Origin of the sequence: Pseudomonas glycinae (assembly GCF_001594225.2) — a bacterium.
Lineage (GTDB): Bacteria > Pseudomonadota > Gammaproteobacteria > Pseudomonadales > Pseudomonadaceae > Aquipseudomonas > Aquipseudomonas glycinae.
The window spans coordinates 5,290,088-5,307,167 of sequence record NZ_CP014205.2; the positions used below are offsets into that span (position 1 = coordinate 5,290,088).

Sequence of the window (17,080 nt, forward strand, 5' to 3'; positions counted from 1 at the left end):
GGCGATCCAGGGATGAAGAAAAGTCAGAAGTTGTTCGGCGCCAGCCTGCTGGCGCTGGCGATCAGCGGATGTGCAGTGACCAGTGAACCGATCGAACGCAGCGTCAGCGAGCAACGGGCCAGAGCTGATCTGCAGAGCATGTACAAGGGCCAGGAACCGCTGAGCGGTCCGCTGACCCTGCACCAGGCGATGGCCCGCGCGGTGAAATACAACCTCGAAGGCCGCTTGAAAATCATGGAGGAAGCGCTGGCCAAGCGGCAGCTCGACCTCGCCAGTTTCGACATGCTGCCGCGCATGGCGCTGGACGCCGGTTACGTCGGACGCAACAACGTCAGCGCCTCCAGCAGCCAGAGTGTGCGTACCGGCACCCAGTCCCTGGAACCGTCGACCTCCCAGGACCGCGACCGCGACGTCGCCGACCTGACCATGGTCTGGAACGTCCTCGATTTCGGCGTCAGCTACATCAGCGCCAAGCAGCAGGGCGACCAGCGTCTGATCGTTCAGGAGCGCCGGCGCAAGGTGATCAACACCATCGTTCAGGACGTGCGCTCGGCCTATTGGCGGGCGATGGCCGCCGAACGCCTGCTCAAGCAGATCGACAGCCTGATGGCGCGAGTCGACACCGCCCGTCGTAACAGCGAAAGCATGAGCGAACAGCGCATCGGTGATCCGGTGCAGTCGCTCGGTTATCAGCGTTCGCTGATCGAAGCGACCCGGCAACTGGAAGAACAACGCCGCGCGCTGTCGCTGGCGAAAACCGAACTGGCGACCCTGATCAACCTGCCGCTGGGCACCAACCTGACCCTGGCCACCGATGACGGTTACCGGATCCCGGAACTCAAGGTCGATCTGAGCAAACTCGAGCAGGAAGCCCTGACCAGCCGTCCGGAACTGCGCGAGCAGGATTACCAGACCCGGATCAGCGCCGCCGAAACCCGCAAGGCCATGCTGCGTCTGCTGCCGGGTCTGGAGTTCTCCGCCGGCGGGCATTACGACAGCAACTCGTTCCTGGTCGAGCAGGGCTGGGCCGACTACGGCGTCAAAGTCACCTGGAACCTGTTCAACGTGATCTCTGCCCCGGCGGCTATCGATGTGGCGAAGGCCGGTGAAGAAGTGGCAACCGCGCGGCGTCAGGCGATGTCGATTGCAGTGCTGGCGCAGCTCTACGTGGCCAACGCCAACTATCAGGAGGCGCTGCGCCAGTTCAAGACCAACCAGCAACTGTCGGACATCGACGGGCAAATCGTCGGTCAGTTGCGCAACCGTCGTCAGGCCGACGGCATTGGTGAGCTGGACCTGATTCAGGGCGAACTCAACACCTTGCAGGCCGATCTGCGTCGCGACCTGTCCTACGCCGATCTGCGCAATGCTTACGGCCAGATCTTCGCCAGCGCCGGCCTCGATCCGCTGCCGGATCAGGTGCAGTCGACCGAAGTGCAGTCGATCGCCACCGCGCTGGCCAACCGCGAAGCCGCGTGGGCGTCAGGGGATATTTCGCTGCCGGTGGCCCATGCCTCCGCGCAGTGACGTATTGGCGCCGACCGCCAGCATCAGCCGTGCCCAACGCGAGGCCCGCAACGGCCATCGCGGCACGGCAATGCTGCTGACCGGCTTGCCGGCGGCGGGCAAATCGACCCTTGCCCAGGCGTTGCATGCCGAGTTGTTCAGTCGTGGTCTGCAAAGTGTGGTGCTCGATGGCGATGGCCTGCGCGTCGGGCTCAACCGTGACTTGGGTTTTACTGATGCCGACCGCCTGGAAAACATCCGCCGCGCCAGTGAGCTGGCGGCGTTGCTGGTGGAGAACGGGCAGATCGTGATTCTGGCGATGATCGCGCCGCTGGCGGATCTACGCGAGGTGTTTGCCCGTCGTTTGGGCGAGGACTATCGCGAGGTCTGGTGCAGTGCCGCGCTGGCGGTGTGCGAGCAGCGCGATCCGAAAGGGCATTACGCCCGGGCCCGGCGTGGCGAACTCGCCGGGTTCACCGGCGTGTCGGCGCCTTACGAGGCGCCGGCCCAGGCTTCGCTGGTGCTCGACACCGGCACGCTGACGGTCGAAGCCTGTCTCGACCGGTTGCTGACCTGGCTCGGCGAATCCGCGGTGTTGCCCAAGGCATGAGCCGGCCGGCGTTCTCGCGATTGCCGCTGACCGCGGATCTGCCATTGCTGTTGCAGGCGCTGGCGGCGATTGACGACGCTGCCTGGCGCGGTCATTTCAACACCGCTTATTTCGCCGGCGACTGGAGCGGCGTGGCGCTGATTTCTGCCGCCGATGCGCTGACCGAACTGTCCCCCGGCAGCGCCGAACCCGTAAAGCGCAATCCTTGGCTGAATGACCGTCGCTGGCAGCAGGCCCTGCGGGATCTGCCACTGGACATCGTCAGTGCGCGGCTGTTGCGACTGGGGCCGGGCGGGCAGATTCATGAACATCGCGACTACGACCTTGAGGGCGTGGACGCCGATTTGCGCCTGCACATTCCGCTGCTCAGTCCGCCTGCCGTGGACTTCTGGCTCGACGGCCAGCGGATGCCGATGAGGGCCGGGGAATGCTGGTTTCTTGATCTTGCCCGGCCGCATCGGGTCGACAATCGCGACCGCACGGCACGGATTCATCTGGTGCTCGATTGCCGCCCCTCGCCCTGGCTGGAGCAGATGATTGCCAACGGTTTGCCGAGCACTCCGCTGCCTGATGCCACGGAAACAGCGCTTCAGCGCTTTCAACGATTGCTTGTCACAGAACCGCTGTTGTCCGCCGCGTTGCAGGCATTGCAGGACCGCGAAGCATTCACCGACCAGACACTGACGCTGGCTGCTGAACGCGGTCTGCATTTTTCCCGGGAAGAACTGCTGGCGGCGATGCGCAACGGTCGTCGGTCATGGAACGAACAATGGCGCCTGTGAATTTCGACGGCTGGTTGCCGATCCGCGTCTGGAAAACCGCCGGGCAATGGCAGGTCGACTGGTGCTGGTTTGGCGACACGCCGCTGCATCAGCCGTTTTTTCGTGAGGCTGTCGAAGACGCGTTGCACCTGCCGTTCAATCAGGCGTTTCGCCGGCAAACACCTTTGTCGGCGCTCATGGATTGGCAAACGCTCAGTCCGGGGCTGCTGCCGAGCGCGTTCATCCTGCACGCCTCGCGGTGTGGCTCGACGCTGATCAGTCAGATGCTCGCCCGGTTCGATGATCACATCGTGGTCTCGGAGCCGCCGCCCCTTGATGCCTTGTTGCGCAGCGATCTGCCGGACGAAGAGCGCCGCGCGGCCATCGTCGGACTGCTCTCGGCGTACGGTCAGCGTCGGCGCGGCACGGAGCAGCGACTGGTGATCAAACTCGACGCCTGGAACATCGGCGAATGGCCGCTGCTGCGCGAGTGTTTTGCCGATACGCCGTGGCTGTTTGTCTATCGCGATCCACTGGAAATCGCCGTCTCGCACCTGCGTCGCCCCGGCCTGCACATGGTGCCGGGGGCGCTCGGCGATTGTGTGCTGGACGACGATTTGCCGTTCGAGGGCCGCGAGGATTTCATCGCCCGGCGCCTGGGGCGTCTGCTGGAGGCCGGGTGCGTGCATTGTCGTGAGTCTGCCGGGCTGGCGGTCAATTACAGCGAATTGCCCGACGCGATGAGCGGGCGGCTGGCGCGGTTTTTCGGGCTCAGCGCCACGCAGTGTGAACAGGCGCTGACAGCGACGGCGCAGCACGCGAAGCAGCCGTCACAACCCTTTGTCGTCGATGGCGAACACAAACGCCGTGAGGCATCGGCGCTGTTGCAGGCACGGATCGAAGATTGCGCCCGTGCGCCCTATGCCGCGCTGGAACGCTTGCGCGCGCTTACGATTTCGCCGACAGATCCGCCATCCCCTTGAGCAGTTCGATCGGCAACGGAAAGACGATGGTCGAGCTCTTGTCGCCGGCGATCGAACTCAAGGTCTGCATGTAGCGCAGCTGCATGGCGCCGGGCTGGCGACCGAGCATTTCGGCGGCCTGCATGAGTTTTTCCGAGGCCTGCAATTCGCCTTCGGCGTGGATCACTTTGGCTCGCCGCTCCCGCTCGGCTTCGGCCTGCTTGGCGATGGCGCGCACCATCGATTCGTTGAGATCGACGTGCTTGATTTCGACGTTGGCGACCTTGATTCCCCAGGCGTCGGTCTGGGCGTCGAGCACTTGCTGGATGTCGATGTTCAGGCGTTCGCGTTCGGCCAGCAGTTCGTCCAGCTCATGTTTGCCGAGCACCGCGCGCAGGGTGGTCTGGGCCAGTTGGCTGGTGGCCATGAGGAAGTCCTCGACCTGGATGATCGCTTTCTGCGGGTCGAGCACGCGAAAGTACAGCACCGCGTTGACCTTGACCGAAACGTTGTCGCGGGTGATCACATCCTGCGGCGGCACGTCGAGGACGATGGTGCGCAGATCGACCCGGACCATTTGCTGCACCACCGGGATCAGCAGGATCAGCCCCGGCCCCTTGACCTGCCAGAAGCGTCCGAGCTGGAACACCACCCCGCGTTCGTATTCGCGCAGGATGCGGAACGTCGAGCCGGCCAGGGCGATCAGCAACAGAAGCAGCGCGACAAAACCGATTTGCAGACCCATGATCACTCTCCGAGCGGTGCCGCGTCAGTCGCGGCCACTTGCAGCAACAGACCCTTGCGCCCGACCACCCGCACCTGTTGCCCGGTGTGCAGCGGCGTGGCGCTCAGCACCTGCCAGCGTTCTCCCTGCAACTGCACCCAGCCGTTGCGGCTGTCTTCCGGTTGCACCACGGTCACCGCCGTGACACTGCCGAGCAGGCCGGCATCGCCGCTGACCGGGTGGCGCGGTCGGGTTTTCAGGGCGCGGATCAACAGTGCGATCAGCAACAGTGCACTGACCAGCCCGAGGCCGATCATCATCGGTACCGGCAGTTCGGCGTTGCTCAGGATCAGCGCGCCAATCACGAACATGACGATGCCGCCGAGGCCGATTACCCCGTAGTTGGGCAGCGCGGCTTCGGCGATCAGAAACGTGATGCCCAAGGTGATCAGCCACAGACCGACCGGGCTGGCGGCGGTAAACGGGTTGTCCGCCGCAATCACCGATCCACTCAGCAGCAACAGGGCAAGCGCACAGCAACGAATGTTCACGTGACCCTCCGCGAGAGTCAGGACTTGTTCTTACAGTCTAGTTGAGGCTGTGGCTGGATGAATTTTGATCAATTCTCCCGCCCGGCCAGTGGGCGGATTTCCCGGTGCTCGTGGCTTGCCGGACTAGACTTTCAAGGACAGCCACAGCGTTTCATTACCGTCCGCCGCGCAGCGTCGGCGGGCACCGAGGTGCATCATGCGTATGGCCAAGAAAGTGCAGAGCAGCCTCAACCGGGCGCAATGCGAATATGACATCGTCACCCACCCGCACTCGTCCAGCAGCCTGGAAACGGCGCGGGTCTCCGGGATTGCCGCAGAGCGGGTGGCCAAATCGGTGATCCTGGACGACCGTCACGGGCACTACCTGATGGCGGTGCTGCCCGCCAGCCGCCACCTGGACTTGAGCAAGGTGCGCAGCAGCGGCGAATGGCAGATCACCCCCGAAAGCAATCTGGCGCACATTTTCGACGACTGCGAACGCGGTGCCGTACCGCCACTGGGCGATTCCTACGGCCTGGACATGGTCATCGACCCGCTGCTGACCCGGCAGAAAGACATCTACCTGGAAGCCGGCAACCACAACAACCTGCTGCACATGAGCATGCCCGAGTTCCTGAAAATGGTGCCGCATGCGCAGGTGCGGGAGTTGAGTCAGTAGGTTTTTTAGCGTCTGTGCCGACGCCAATCGCGAGCAAGCTCGCTCCCACAGGTTCTGCGCTAGACCTGGGGGAGCGGGCCTGCTCGCGAAAAATCTTTCACACCCTATAAATCTCGCAGGAGTTCCGACATGGAAAACCCGACGCACAGCCTCCCATCCTTGTTCAAGCAACTCGGCCTGGACAACGACCCGGTCAGCATCGACCAGTTCATCGCCACCCATTCCCCGCTCAAACCGGAACTGCACCTGTGCGACGCGTTTTTCTGGAGCAAGAGCCAGGCGGATTTCCTGCGGGACGAAATTCTCGATGATGCGGATTGGGCGGAGGTGGTGGATCAGTTGGATGTGATGTTGAGGAAGGGGCGGGGGTGATTATCAGCTTGCCGTTCGTAAGCTGAATCGACTCATCCGGTTGCCAGTAATGCTTCCTTAGACCAGAATTACGACCTCAATTGAGGTCTTTTATTATGCAAAGTGTTCTGGCCGATATGGCTGTCAGTGTTTCTGAACTGAAGAAAAACCCCTCCGCAGTGCTAAACGGCGCGCACGGAGGAGCAGTTGCTGTCCTGAATCACAACCGGGTCATGGGCTACATGGTGCCGGCTGACGTTTACGAAGCCATGATGGAGCGGCTCGATGATCTCGAGTTGGCAGAAATCGTTCGTTCTCGCAGTCACGAGACTCCCATACCGGTAAGCCTGGATGACCTATAAGCTCGAATTTCTGCCTTCCGCTCACAAAGAGTGGAACAAACTGGGTCATACGCTGCGTGATCAATTTAAAAAGAAGCTGGCTGAGCGTCTTGAGCGTCCGCGTATTCCGGCTGACTCGCTCCACGGCATGCCTGATTGCTACAAGATCAAACTCAAAGCGTCCGGTTATCGACTGGTTTACCAAGTGATCGAAGAGCGGGTGGTTGTCTCGGTAGTCGCCGTGGGTAAGCGCGAGCGAAGCGACGTCTACGAAAAAGCGAAAAGACGCTGAGTTGAAGCACGCAACCCAATTTGTTTCAAAACTTGACTGAATTTCCCCACCAATGCGATATTGATAGTTAGCAAACTAACAGTGTGTGCATTCCCTCGTGCCGAATAACCTCGACGCTCTCCAGATGAATATCAGCAGTGCCATGGTGGTGGCCGCCAGGCATTGGCGGAAGATCTGCCAGACCACGCTGGTCAACTATGGAATTTCCGAAGCCTGCGCCGTCCCGTTGTTGATGATCGGGCGGCTGGGCGAGGGTGTGCGCCAGGTGCAGGTGGCGCAGGCAGCAGGGATGGAGTCGCCGTCGCTGGTGCGCCTGCTCGATCAGTTGTGTCACGCCGGGTTTGTCTGCCGCACCGAAGATGCCCAGGATCGTCGCGCCAAATGCCTGAGCCTGACCGACACCGGCCGTGAGCTGGTGCAAGCGGTGGAGGCGCAACTGGTGCGTCTGCGTCATGAAGTGCTCGAAGGCATCGACCAGCGCGATCTGGAGGCTACGCTTCGAGTACTCAGAGCTTTCGAGGCGGCCACTCCGCCAACGGTGATCAATCCGTGAACGGGTTCTTTTCCGGCATGCCCCCCGCGCGGGACTGGTTCTACGGGGTCCGCACGTTCGCGGCCTCGATGACCGCGCTGTACATCGCCTTGCTCATGCAGATGCCTCGTCCGTACTGGGCGATGGCCACGGTGTACATCGTTTCCAGTCCGTTCCTTGGCCCGACCAGTTCCAAGGCGCTGTATCGCGCGATCGGCACGTTTCTCGGTGCAGCGGCGGCGGTGCTGTTCGTGCCGATGTTCGTCCAGAGCCCTTATGTGCTGGTGGTGGTCATCGCCTTGTGGACGGGGATTTTGTTGTTCCTGTCCCTGCACCTGCGCACCGCCAACAACTACGCGCTGATGCTGGCAGGCTACACCTTGCCGCTGATCGCCCTGCCGGTGGTGGATAACCCGCTGGCGGTGTGGGACGTGGCCGAGTCGCGGACCGAGGAAATCTTTCTCGGCATCGCCGTGGCGGCGGTGGTCGGCGCGATGTTCTGGCCACGACGTCTGGCACCGGTGTTCAACGATGCCGTGGGCAAGTGGTTCGCCGACGCCACAACTTACAGTCTGAAATTCCTCAGCCGCGACGTGCAGCCCGAAGAGGTCGCAGCCCTGCGCATGGCGATGGTCGGCAGTTTCAACAGCCTGGAATTGATGATCGGTCAGTTGCCGCACGAAGGTGCGCGGCCGCAAACCGTACGCAACACCAAGGAACTGCGCGGCCGGATGATCCACCTGTTGCCGGTGATCGATGCCCTTGAAGATTCACTTTACGCCCTCGAACGGCGCACGCCGGAGCTGGTGGAAAAATTCGCCCCGCTGCTCACCGCGACTCGCGAATGGCTCGGCCACAAAGACGCCGATCTGGAGCGCTGGCAAGCCCTGCGGGATCAGCTCGAAGCGCTGCAACCGAGCGCCGAAGCCCTGGAAGATCGCAAACAGTTGCTGTTTTCCAACGCGCTGTACCGCCTCGGTGAATTCATTGATCTGTGGCAGGACTGCCGCAGTCTGCAGGACGCAATCCTGTGCGAGCGCCAGGACAGCTGGCGCGCGGTCTATCGCCACTGGCGCCTCGGTCGCCTGACGCCATTCATCGACCGTGGGCTGATGCTGTATTCGGTGGCCTCGACCATTCTGGCGATCATCGTTGCCTCGGTGTTGTGGATCCTGCTCGGCTGGACCGACGGCGGCAGCGCGGTGATTCTGGCGGCGGTCTCGTGCAGCTTCTTCGCCTCGATGGACGACCCGGCGCCGCAGATCTACCGGTTCTTTTTCTGGACCGGGATGTCGGTGCTGTTTGCCAGTCTGTACCTGTTTCTGGTGCTGCCGAACCTGCATGACTTTCCGATGCTGGTGCTGGCGTTCGCGGTGCCGTTCATCTGTGTCGGCACCCTGACGGTGCAGCCACGCTTCTACCTCGGCATGCTGCTGACGCTGGTCAACACCTCGTCGTTCATCAGCATTTCCGGTGCTTACGACGCGGACTTCTTTGCCTTCGTCAATTCCAACCTGGCGGGCCCGATCGGGTTGTTGTTCGCGTTTATCTGGACCCTGATCGCCCGGCCGTTCGGCGCCGAGCTGGCGGCCAAGCGCCTGACCCGTTTCAGCTGGAAAGACATCGTCAGCATGACCGAACCGGCCAACCTCGCCGAACACCGACAGCTTGGCGTGCAACTGCTCGACCGCCTGATGCAGCACCTGCCGCGTCTGGCCCTGACCGGCCAAGACACCGGCATCGCTATGCGCGAAGTGCGCGTGGGGCTGAACCTGCTCGACCTGCTCGCCTACACACCGCGAGTGACAGGCGCGCCCAACGCGTTGCTCAAGCAAGTGGTGGCAGAGGTCGGCGAGTATTTCCGGGCCTGCCTCAAGGCCGGCGAACGCCTGCCGGCGCCGAGCGCCCTGCTGATGACCATGGATCGCACCCGCCGCGCGCTCAACGGCCACGGCGATGAAGAAACCCGGCTCAACCTGTTGCATGCCTTGAGCGGTTTGCGCCTGGCGCTGTTGCCCGGTGTGGAATTCGTTTCCAACGCAGAGCCCGAAGAACCGCTGCCCGAAGGAGCGCCCCTATGATCGGTGATCTGGATATCAGCGGCATTTTCCTGCCGACCCTGCTGGTGTTGATGGGCATCACTTATGTGCTGTTTGTGTTGGTACACGGCGTGCTCACACGCCTGCATTTCTACCGTCTGGTCTGGCACCGGGCATTGTTCAACGTGGCTCTCTACGCCGTGATGCTGTACGGCGTGGATTCACTCAGTCGATACCTGATGACATGAAAAAACCGTTTCTGACCCTCGGTCGCGTTGTCCTGACGCTGCTGATCGTGACTTTCGCCGTCGTCGTGGTCTGGCGCATGGTGATGTATTACATGTTCGCGCCCTGGACCCGCGACGGCCACATTCGCGCCGACATCGTGCAGATCGCCCCGGACGTGTCCGGGCTGATCCAGCAGGTCGAAGTGAAGGACAACCAGTTGGTGAAACGCGGCCAGGTGCTGTTCAGCATCGACCAGGACCGTTTCAAACTGGCGCTGCGCCAGGCTAAGGCCGCGGTAGCCGATCGCGAAGAAACCCTGGCTCAGGCGCAGCGTGAAGCCAAGCGTAACCGTGGTCTGGGCAATCTGGTGCCGACAGAACAGTTGGAAGAAAGCCTGTCGAAAGTGGCCCGAGCGCAATCGGCCCTGGCCGAAGCGCTGGTGGCGGTGGACAGCGCTCAGCTCAACCTCGACCGCTCGGTGATCCGCAGTCCGGTGGACGGCTACGTCAACGACCGTGCGCCGCGTTCGCAGGAGTTCGTCACCGCCGGGCGTCCGGTGTTGTCGGTGGTCGACAGCAATTCGTTCCACATCGACGGCTATTTCGAAGAGACCAAACTCGACGGCATCCATGTCGGGCAGTCGGTGGATATCCGCGTGATCGGCGACCGCGCCCGCCTGCGCGGGCATGTCGAAAGCATCGTCGCCGGTATCGAAGACCGTGACCGTTCGAGCGGCAGCAACCTGCTGCCCAACGTCAACCCGGCGTTCAGCTGGGTGCGCCTGGCGCAACGGATTCCGGTGCGCATTGCCTTCGACGACGTGCCGGATGACTTCCGCATGATCGCCGGGCGTACCGCGACCGTGTCGATCATCGACGATCAACCGCAGGAGCCCGCGAAATGAGCAGGGCCCTGATGATCGCCGGTTTGGGCATGATGCTGTCGGCCTGCTCGATGGTCGGGCCGGATTATCACGTGCCCGAAGACGCGGCGATCCAGCGCAAGGATTTCCAGGGCGACCTGGCGGTGGCCGGCAAACCGGTGGTGTCGGCCCCGGTGCCGGCGGACTGGTGGCGGCTGTATCAGGATCCGCGTCTGGATCAACTGGTGCAGCAGGCCATGGCCTCCAACACCGATCTGAGGGTGGCGGCGGCGAACCTGTCGCGGGCCCGTGCGCAGGTCGATGAAGCCGAAGCGGCCGGTGGCTGGAGCGGCGGCGTGAAGATGGGTGCGCAACGCTTGCAGGAATCCGGCGAAGCGTTCCTGCTGCCGGAGAAAGTGCCGGTGGCCAACATCGGCGATATCGGTATCAGCGCGTCCTACCAGTTCGACCTGTGGGGCACGCTGCAACGTGGGATCGAAGCGGCCAAAGCCAACGCCGATGCGACTCAGGCCGCTGCCGACACGGCGCGCATCACCCTGGTCGCCGACGTGGTGCGGGCCTACACCCAGGTCTGCGCGGCGAACGAGGAACGGGAAATCGCCCAGCATTCTCTCGACCTGCAATCCCAGAGCACCACCCTGATCCAGCGCCTGCGCGATGCTGGCCGTGGCGACGAAACCCAGGTCACCCGTTCGCAGACCCAGTTCAAATCCTTGCGCGCCGACATGCCGCGTTATGAGGCGGCGCGTCAGGCCGGGTTGTTCCGGCTGTCGATGCTGCTGGCCAAGCCTGTCGATCAACTGCCGGCCGGCACCGCGACCTGCGCGGAGCTGCCGAAAATCGCCCAACTGGTGCCAGTCGGTGACGGCGCCGCGCTGCTCAAGCGTCGGCCGGACATCCGCCAGGCCGAGCGGCGTCTGGCGGCCGCGACTGCCGGGATCGGCATCGCCACCGGCGAGCTGTACCCGGACATCAGTTTCGGCGCGACCATCGGCACCGTCGGCATTCTCGACAACCTTGGCAAACCGTCCACCAACCGCTGGGGCTTCGGCCCGTCGCTGAGCTGGAGTGTGCCGACCAACGGCGCCCGGGCCCGCATCCGCGAAGCCGAAGCCACGACCCAGGGCGCACTGGCGCATTTCGACGGTGTAGTGCTGAATGCCATCCGCGAAACCCAGACCGGCCTGTCCCAGTATTCCGCACTGCTGCAACGCCGCGATGCGCTGGCCGATGCCGAGCAGTCGGCGAAACTGGCGGCGGACCAGACGCATCGCTTCTTCCAGGCCGGCCGCGAGTCGTTCCTCGCCGATCTGCAAGCCACCCGCACCTACACCGACGTCACCGCGCAACTGGCCGCCGCCAACACCCAGGTTGCCATGAGCCAGATCGATTTGTTCCTCGCCCTGGGCGGCGGTTGGGAAAGCGGACGAACGCAAGCCTCGAGCGCCAGCAAACCCTGAGGCCGTTGCTATGCTTTGAAGTATTGAAAGGGCGCCCCGAACCAGGCGCCTTTTCAGTGCACATCGCTAGCGCAGGTCTAGGGGAAACCAATAATGAAAAACCCTTACGCTCTCGGCTTCTGGTGCGCCCTGGTAGCCTTGGTGCTGCTGTCGGCCACCTATTTCTACGGCATCATGCTGGCTCATCAGATTGACAAGGCAATGGTCTTCCTCGACAGCACCGTGGCGTTGATCGCGGTCATGGCGATCGTGGTCGTGGCGTCGGCCCTGGTGCAGACCCAACGACTCAAGAAACGCCAGCTCGAGCAAAGCAAGACACTGCTGCTGATCTGGGACACCAAAGTTGCGCTGCGCAAAGTCGAAACCGTGTTCGACCGCTATTTCTGGGGCGGCTACTGGCAGCCGGGGCGCACTTTCGCCGAAGTCATGGGCGAACTCACCGGCACGCCGCTGGAAAAAAGCCTCGAAGCCCTGAAAAAACAATGCCTGGCTCTCGACCGGCAAGTCGCCGACGACGGCTGGCACTGGCTCAACAATGCCCGTGAACTCTCGGACGTCGCCACGGCCATGGCCCGCGAGCGTTATCAACTGGACTTCTGCGACCCGCGCAGCGACGGGCCGGGCGGGGCGGTGATCGACCGGGATTTCGAAGTGCTGGTGTACACCTGGACCGCACGGCTGAAAAGCTTCGACCATCAGCTGGACGAGATCGAGGTTCAATACTCCTGAGCCCGAAAAGATCGCCGAACCCGGCGATCTTTTTGTTTGTCCATGTCATGTCGACACTCTTTAACCTTTAAACATTGGGCCGCGTTGCACTGCCAGTGCTAATCTCCACCGCTAAATTCAGCGGAGTCGCGCCACGGCCCGGTCACGGGTTCAGGGAAGACGACCACACTTTCAGCCACGGAAATCGATCAGGTCATTCATGAATAAATCAGCAGGCGTGCTTCTCGGAATTGTTGTGGCCATTGGCGCCATCAGCGTAGGCGGGGCCTGGTACACCGGCACCAAAATCGAAGGCGTGCTGAACAATGCCGTCGCCAGTGCCAACAGCGAGTTGCAGACCGCCATGGCCGGCTCCAACGGCAGTGCATCGCTGGAGCTGGTGTCGCTGGAGCGCAACACCTTCAGCAGCACCGCGCACTATCGCCTCAAGGGCGAGGGTGAAATGTTCGGCGAAGCACCGGTCGAGCTGCTGTTCGTCGACCACATCGAACACGGCCCGCTGCCGTTCTCGCGTCTGGTGTCGCTGAAATGGCTGCCGGTCATGGCCACCAGTCACTTCGAACTGGAAAAGACCCCGATCACCGAAAAATGGTTTGCCGCCACCAAGGGCGCCGCGCCGCTCAAAGGCGTGGTCAACATCGGCTACGACCAGTCCACCACCGGCAACCTCGAACTGCTGCCACTGGAAACTGCGCTGGATGACAAGTCGAACCTGAAGTTTTCCGGCCTGAACATGGATATTTCCGCCAGCGCCCAGGCCCAGAAGGTCAAGGCCGACGGCTACATGGACAGCCTGCACCTGACCACGGTCGCCGAAGACCAGACGCCGGTGCAGATCGAACTCAATGGCCTGACCCTGGCCAGCAATCTCGCCAAGAGCACTTACGGCTACTACACCGGCGAAAGCACCCTGGAACTGACCAGCAGCAAGACCACCTTCGGCGCCAAGCAGTCGGTGCTGGGTGTGAAGAACTTCGAAATGAAGAACCGTACCGAAGAGAACGGCAGCAACGCCTCCGGCCGTGCCGACTACAAGGTCGCTGAAGTGACCCTCAACGACAAGAAGATCGGATCGGCCAATCTGGCCATGAGCCTGAAAAACCTCGACATTCCGTCGGCCATGTCGCTGATGCAGATCTACCAGACCAAGCTGCAGCCTTACGAGAAAGCCGCCGCCGAAGCTGCCGCCGCCGGCCAGCCGGCACCGGAGCTGAACCTGACCGAGGCCGAGTCCACCCAGGTCAAGGCCGACCTGCAGAAACTGCTGGCGGCCGGGCCGCAATTGGCGCTGGAAGACTTGTCGCTGAAAACCGCCAACGGCGAAAGCAGGGCGAATCTGGTGCTCGACCTGACCAAACCTGCGTCGATGGACCTGCCACCGGATCAATTGGGCAAACAGTTGATCGCGCTGCTGGACATCAATGTGCTGGTGTCCAAGCCGATGCTGGTCGATCTGCTCAGTGTGCAGGCGCAAATCGATGGTCAGACCGATGCCAAGGCCATCGTTGACCAGGCCAGCGCGGGTGCCGACATGTTCGCCGGCATGGCTGTCGGTTCGCAGCTGGCGACCCTGGATGGCACCAACGTTGTCACCAAGCTGCATTACGCCGCCAATCAGGTGGAATTCAACGGCCAGAAGATGACCGTCGAGCAGTTCGTGGGCTTCCTGATGAGCAAGTTCGGCAGTATCGAACAGCCTCAGTAAACGCCCCGCGCTTCACCGAAACGCCCGGCCTCTGCACCCGCAGACGCCGGGCGTTTTGCTGCCTGGCATCCGGCTGAACGGTTAGCCGGGGCCCATCATCGTCACGAATCTGAACAATTATTGTGTTCTGAATATTGATCTGCACATGCGTGCAAGACTGCTTGGATAGCTTGGCCAGGTGAGTCGATCTGGCCTTCGTTACGAATTTGGCAAAGGGGGCACTGCTACCCGGCTGGCCATGTAAGGATGCTGACGAATGCCGCGTATTGATGGTCCTGTATTACATCGTGGTTTACGCCCATTGTTTCGAGTCGCGTTGTGCAGCCAGTTGCTCTGGCCCGTGCTCGCGTTCGGCGACACAGCCTACGATCAAATGGTGCTCGACGCCCGGGCCGGGCATTACACCCCTGCTTTGACGGTGCTGCGTCAGGTGCCTGCGGCCCAGGCCACCACCGGGCAGGTCAGCGATCACCTGCAAATCGCCGGTTGGGCCGGGCTCGACGCCGAAGTGGTTCAGGTCTACGAAGCTCAGGGCCGCAACCGGGTGCTACCCGTTCAGGCGCTGACCGCCACCGCCCGGGCCTATCGCAACCTCAAGCGCTGGGATCAGGCGATCCAGGTCTACAACAAGGCTCTGGCGCTGGAGCCGGACAACGCCGACCTGCAACTCGGTCTGGCGCTGACCCAGGCCGACTCCAGCAAGCCCGACGAAGGGGTGATCCGCGCCCGCTCCCTGGTCGCCGCCAAACCCGATGACCCTTCCCGCCGACTGGCGCTGGGCTACGCCCTGAATCGCGCCGGCAAGCCCTACGACGCGCTGTTCGAATACGACCAGGCCTTTATTCGCGCCGGCAACAAACCGGAAGTGGCCCGCGAATACGTGGTCGCCCTGCAAAAGGCGCGTCTGCCGGAGCCGGCGCTGCGTCTTGCCAGACAGCGTCCGGGGTTGATCGATCCCGTCACCTTGCGGCGTCTGGAAGGCGATCTGGCCGCCGAACGCGTGCGACTCGCTGAACTGGCCACCCGCAGTGAAAAAGAACGCTACGTGATCGCCGACCGCGCCCTGGCCGACTACGACCAGTTGCTCGCCACCTGGACCCCGGACGCCAGCGCCCACGACGACGTGACCCGCTGGCGCATCGACCGCATGGGCGCACTCAAGGCCCGGGCGCGTACCGCCGAAGTGATAAGCGAATACCAGAAGCTGCAAGGTGAAGGCGTAAAGATCCCGACCTACGCCCAGCGCTGGGTGGCGGCGTCCTATCTGGATCAGCGCCAGCCGGAAATTGCCACCGATCTTTACCGTCAGGTACTGGCGGCACCGGACGCCGATGTCGGCGACCGACTCGAGGACACCACGGCGCTGTATTACTCGCTGCTGGAAAGTGACCGTGCCGAAGAGGCACGCAAGGTCGCCGAAGATCAGGCCAGGGCGCAGAAGCCGCGTGTCGAACTCAAGGGCTTGCCGATCGGCAACCCCAACGACGAATGGATGGACGCCCAGCAACTGGCGGCACAGGCCGGCACCTATGGCTCCGACCTGCCTCACGGCGAAGAACGCTTGCAGACTCTGGTGGATCAGGCACCGGGCAACACCGGCCTGCGCCTGGCCCAGGCCGATCTGTACCTGGCCCGCAACTGGCCGCGCCGCGCGGAAAGCCAGCTCAAGGAAACCGAGAGCATCGCGCCGCGCGACATGGGCCTGGAAGTGGCGCAGGCCCGTACCGCCATGGACTTGCAGGAATGGCGGCAAATGGATGCGCTGACCGATGATGTGGTGGCGCGCTTCCCCGACAACCGTCAGGTCCAGCGTCTGGCCCGCGAGCGCGAAGTGCACGACATGTCCGAGCTGCGCGTCGAAGCCTATGGCGGCAAGGCCAACGGCGGCAACGGTGGCGATGCCGGTGCGGTCTCCGGCAGCCGCGATTTCGGCATCCAGACCACCCTTTACAGCCCGCCGATCGATGAAGACTGGCGAGTGTTCGCCGGAGCCGGATACGCCACTGGCGATTTCGCCGAAGGCACCGGCCACCACCGTTTCCAGCGTGTCGGTCTGGAGCGTCGCACCCGCGACATGACCCTCGAAGCCGAAGTGTCGAACCATTCCTATGGTTTCGGCGATAAGCAGGGGGCACGTCTGGCGATTGCCCGGGATATCAACGATCACTGGCAATACGGCGGCAGCCTTGAATACCTCTCGGCCGAAACCCCGCTGCGGGCACTGAACAGCGACATCAAGGCCAACGGCGGCAGCGGTTTCATTCGCTGGCGTGCCAACGAGAGCCGCGAGTGGCGGCTGGCGGTCAGCCCGTCGCACTTCAGCGACGGCAACAATCGCGTCGAAGCCTTGCTGACCGGAAAAGAGGGCGTCTACAGCGCGCCGAACCTGCAAGTCGATGCGGGCCTGGAAGTGGGCACCAGCCACAACTCCAAGTCCGATGACGTGCCGTACTTCAACCCGAAGTCGGACTTCAGCGTCATGCCGCTGCTCAACGTCAATCACGTGCTGTACCACCGCTACGAAACGGTCTGGAGCCAGCAATTCCAGGCCGGCGCGGGGACTTACAGCCAGCGTGACCACGGCACCGGCGGCATGGCCTTGCTCGGTTACGGCCAGCGCTACGCCTGGAACGATGTGTTCGAGGTGGGCGGTTTGTTCAGCGTGATCAACCGGCCCTACGACGGTGACCGGGAAACCGATCTGCGTCTGCTCGTCGACCTCACTTTCCGCTTCTAGAAGAGTTTGAA

The 17,080-nt window shown here is 62.7% G+C and carries 18 protein-coding genes; 16 read left to right on the top strand and 2 right to left on the bottom strand.

The genetic code is table 11. The annotated features are described in order from the left end of the window. The first annotated feature begins 12 nt into the window (after positions 1 to 12). The 4 genes from AWU82_RS24175 to AWU82_RS24190 are packed head-to-tail and all read left to right on the top strand — an operon-like array spanning position 13 to position 3,860. A complete protein-coding gene (locus AWU82_RS24175) occupies positions 13 to 1,527 on the top strand; it encodes a TolC family protein (protein WP_064382670.1) in 1,515 nt (504 codons plus the stop codon). Continuing rightward, complete coding sequence (cysC, locus tag AWU82_RS24180; protein ID WP_064382671.1) at positions 1,511 to 2,116, top strand: adenylyl-sulfate kinase; 606 nt, start codon at positions 1,511 to 1,513, stop codon at positions 2,114 to 2,116. Before AWU82_RS24175 ends, cysC begins: the two co-directional genes overlap by 17 nt. Beyond that, positions 2,113 to 2,898 (top strand): aspartyl/asparaginyl beta-hydroxylase domain-containing protein, encoded by a 786-nt coding sequence (locus AWU82_RS24185; RefSeq protein WP_064382672.1) that lies wholly within the window; start codon positions 2,113 to 2,115, stop codon positions 2,896 to 2,898. The genes cysC and AWU82_RS24185 overlap by 4 nt, the downstream gene beginning before the upstream one ends. Further along, a complete protein-coding gene (locus tag AWU82_RS24190) occupies positions 2,886 to 3,860 on the top strand; it encodes a sulfotransferase family protein (protein WP_064382673.1) in 975 nt (324 codons plus the stop codon). Before AWU82_RS24185 ends, AWU82_RS24190 begins: the two co-directional genes overlap by 13 nt. Here AWU82_RS24190 and AWU82_RS24195 read toward each other — a convergent pair. Together AWU82_RS24195 and AWU82_RS24200 are read right to left on the bottom strand one after the other, a co-directional pair. Continuing rightward, on the bottom strand, positions 3,826 to 4,584 hold the full coding sequence (locus tag AWU82_RS24195; RefSeq protein ID WP_007957673.1) for a slipin family protein: 759 nt from the start codon (positions 4,582 to 4,584) through the stop codon (positions 3,826 to 3,828). The two genes, AWU82_RS24190 and AWU82_RS24195, sit on opposite strands and share 35 nt — an antisense overlap. Positions 4,585 to 4,586: 2 nt before the next feature. Next, positions 4,587 to 5,114 carry an NfeD family protein gene (locus tag AWU82_RS24200; protein WP_064382674.1) on the bottom strand — a complete coding sequence of 176 codons (528 nt, stop codon included), beginning with the start codon at positions 5,112 to 5,114 and terminating at the stop codon, positions 4,587 to 4,589. Between the two features lie 196 nt (positions 5,115 to 5,310). Here AWU82_RS24200 and AWU82_RS24205 point away from each other — a divergent pair, with 196 nt between their 5' ends. The 12 genes from AWU82_RS24205 (at position 5,311) to pgaA (ending at position 17,069) form a co-directional block, all read left to right on the top strand. Next, positions 5,311 to 5,772 carry an aminoacyl-tRNA deacylase gene (locus AWU82_RS24205; protein WP_064382675.1) on the top strand — a complete coding sequence of 154 codons (462 nt, stop codon included), beginning with the start codon at positions 5,311 to 5,313 and terminating at the stop codon, positions 5,770 to 5,772. 129 nt (positions 5,773 to 5,901) lie between these two features. Then, entirely contained in the window at positions 5,902 to 6,144 is a 243-nt protein-coding gene (locus AWU82_RS24210) for a DUF2789 domain-containing protein (protein WP_039773016.1), read from the top strand. A gap of 95 nt (positions 6,145 to 6,239) precedes the next feature. Next, positions 6,240 to 6,485: a type II toxin-antitoxin system Phd/YefM family antitoxin gene (locus AWU82_RS24215; RefSeq protein WP_039773014.1), complete on the top strand. Its 246-nt coding sequence runs from the start codon at positions 6,240 to 6,242 to the stop codon at positions 6,483 to 6,485. Next, complete coding sequence (locus AWU82_RS24220) at positions 6,475 to 6,756, top strand: type II toxin-antitoxin system RelE family toxin (RefSeq protein WP_064382676.1); 282 nt, start codon at positions 6,475 to 6,477, stop codon at positions 6,754 to 6,756. Before AWU82_RS24215 ends, AWU82_RS24220 begins: the two co-directional genes overlap by 11 nt. Positions 6,757 to 6,880: 124 nt before the next feature. Continuing rightward, positions 6,881 to 7,309 carry a MarR family winged helix-turn-helix transcriptional regulator gene (locus tag AWU82_RS24225; RefSeq protein ID WP_011331882.1) on the top strand — a complete coding sequence of 143 codons (429 nt, stop codon included), beginning with the start codon at positions 6,881 to 6,883 and terminating at the stop codon, positions 7,307 to 7,309. Then, on the top strand, positions 7,306 to 9,369 hold the full coding sequence (locus tag AWU82_RS24230) for an FUSC family protein (RefSeq protein WP_064382677.1): 2,064 nt from the start codon (positions 7,306 to 7,308) through the stop codon (positions 9,367 to 9,369). Before AWU82_RS24225 ends, AWU82_RS24230 begins: the two co-directional genes overlap by 4 nt. Next, positions 9,366 to 9,575 carry a DUF1656 domain-containing protein gene (locus AWU82_RS24235; protein WP_007957657.1) on the top strand — a complete coding sequence of 70 codons (210 nt, stop codon included), beginning with the start codon at positions 9,366 to 9,368 and terminating at the stop codon, positions 9,573 to 9,575. Before AWU82_RS24230 ends, AWU82_RS24235 begins: the two co-directional genes overlap by 4 nt. Continuing rightward, positions 9,572 to 10,459: an efflux RND transporter periplasmic adaptor subunit gene (locus AWU82_RS24240; RefSeq protein ID WP_064382678.1), complete on the top strand. Its 888-nt coding sequence runs from the start codon at positions 9,572 to 9,574 to the stop codon at positions 10,457 to 10,459. Before AWU82_RS24235 ends, AWU82_RS24240 begins: the two co-directional genes overlap by 4 nt. Further along, positions 10,456 to 11,898: an efflux transporter outer membrane subunit gene (locus AWU82_RS24245; protein WP_064382679.1), complete on the top strand. Its 1,443-nt coding sequence runs from the start codon at positions 10,456 to 10,458 to the stop codon at positions 11,896 to 11,898. Before AWU82_RS24240 ends, AWU82_RS24245 begins: the two co-directional genes overlap by 4 nt. A gap of 93 nt (positions 11,899 to 11,991) precedes the next feature. Next, positions 11,992 to 12,627: a hypothetical protein gene (locus AWU82_RS24250; protein WP_064382680.1), complete on the top strand. Its 636-nt coding sequence runs from the start codon at positions 11,992 to 11,994 to the stop codon at positions 12,625 to 12,627. Between the two features lie 199 nt (positions 12,628 to 12,826). Continuing rightward, complete coding sequence (locus AWU82_RS24255) at positions 12,827 to 14,332, top strand: YdgA family protein (RefSeq protein ID WP_064382681.1); 1,506 nt, start codon at positions 12,827 to 12,829, stop codon at positions 14,330 to 14,332. Positions 14,333 to 14,588: 256 nt separating this feature from the next. Then, positions 14,589 to 17,069: a poly-beta-1,6 N-acetyl-D-glucosamine export porin PgaA gene (gene pgaA, locus AWU82_RS24260; RefSeq protein ID WP_064382682.1), complete on the top strand. Its 2,481-nt coding sequence runs from the start codon at positions 14,589 to 14,591 to the stop codon at positions 17,067 to 17,069. Positions 17,070 to 17,080 lie beyond the last annotated feature (11 nt).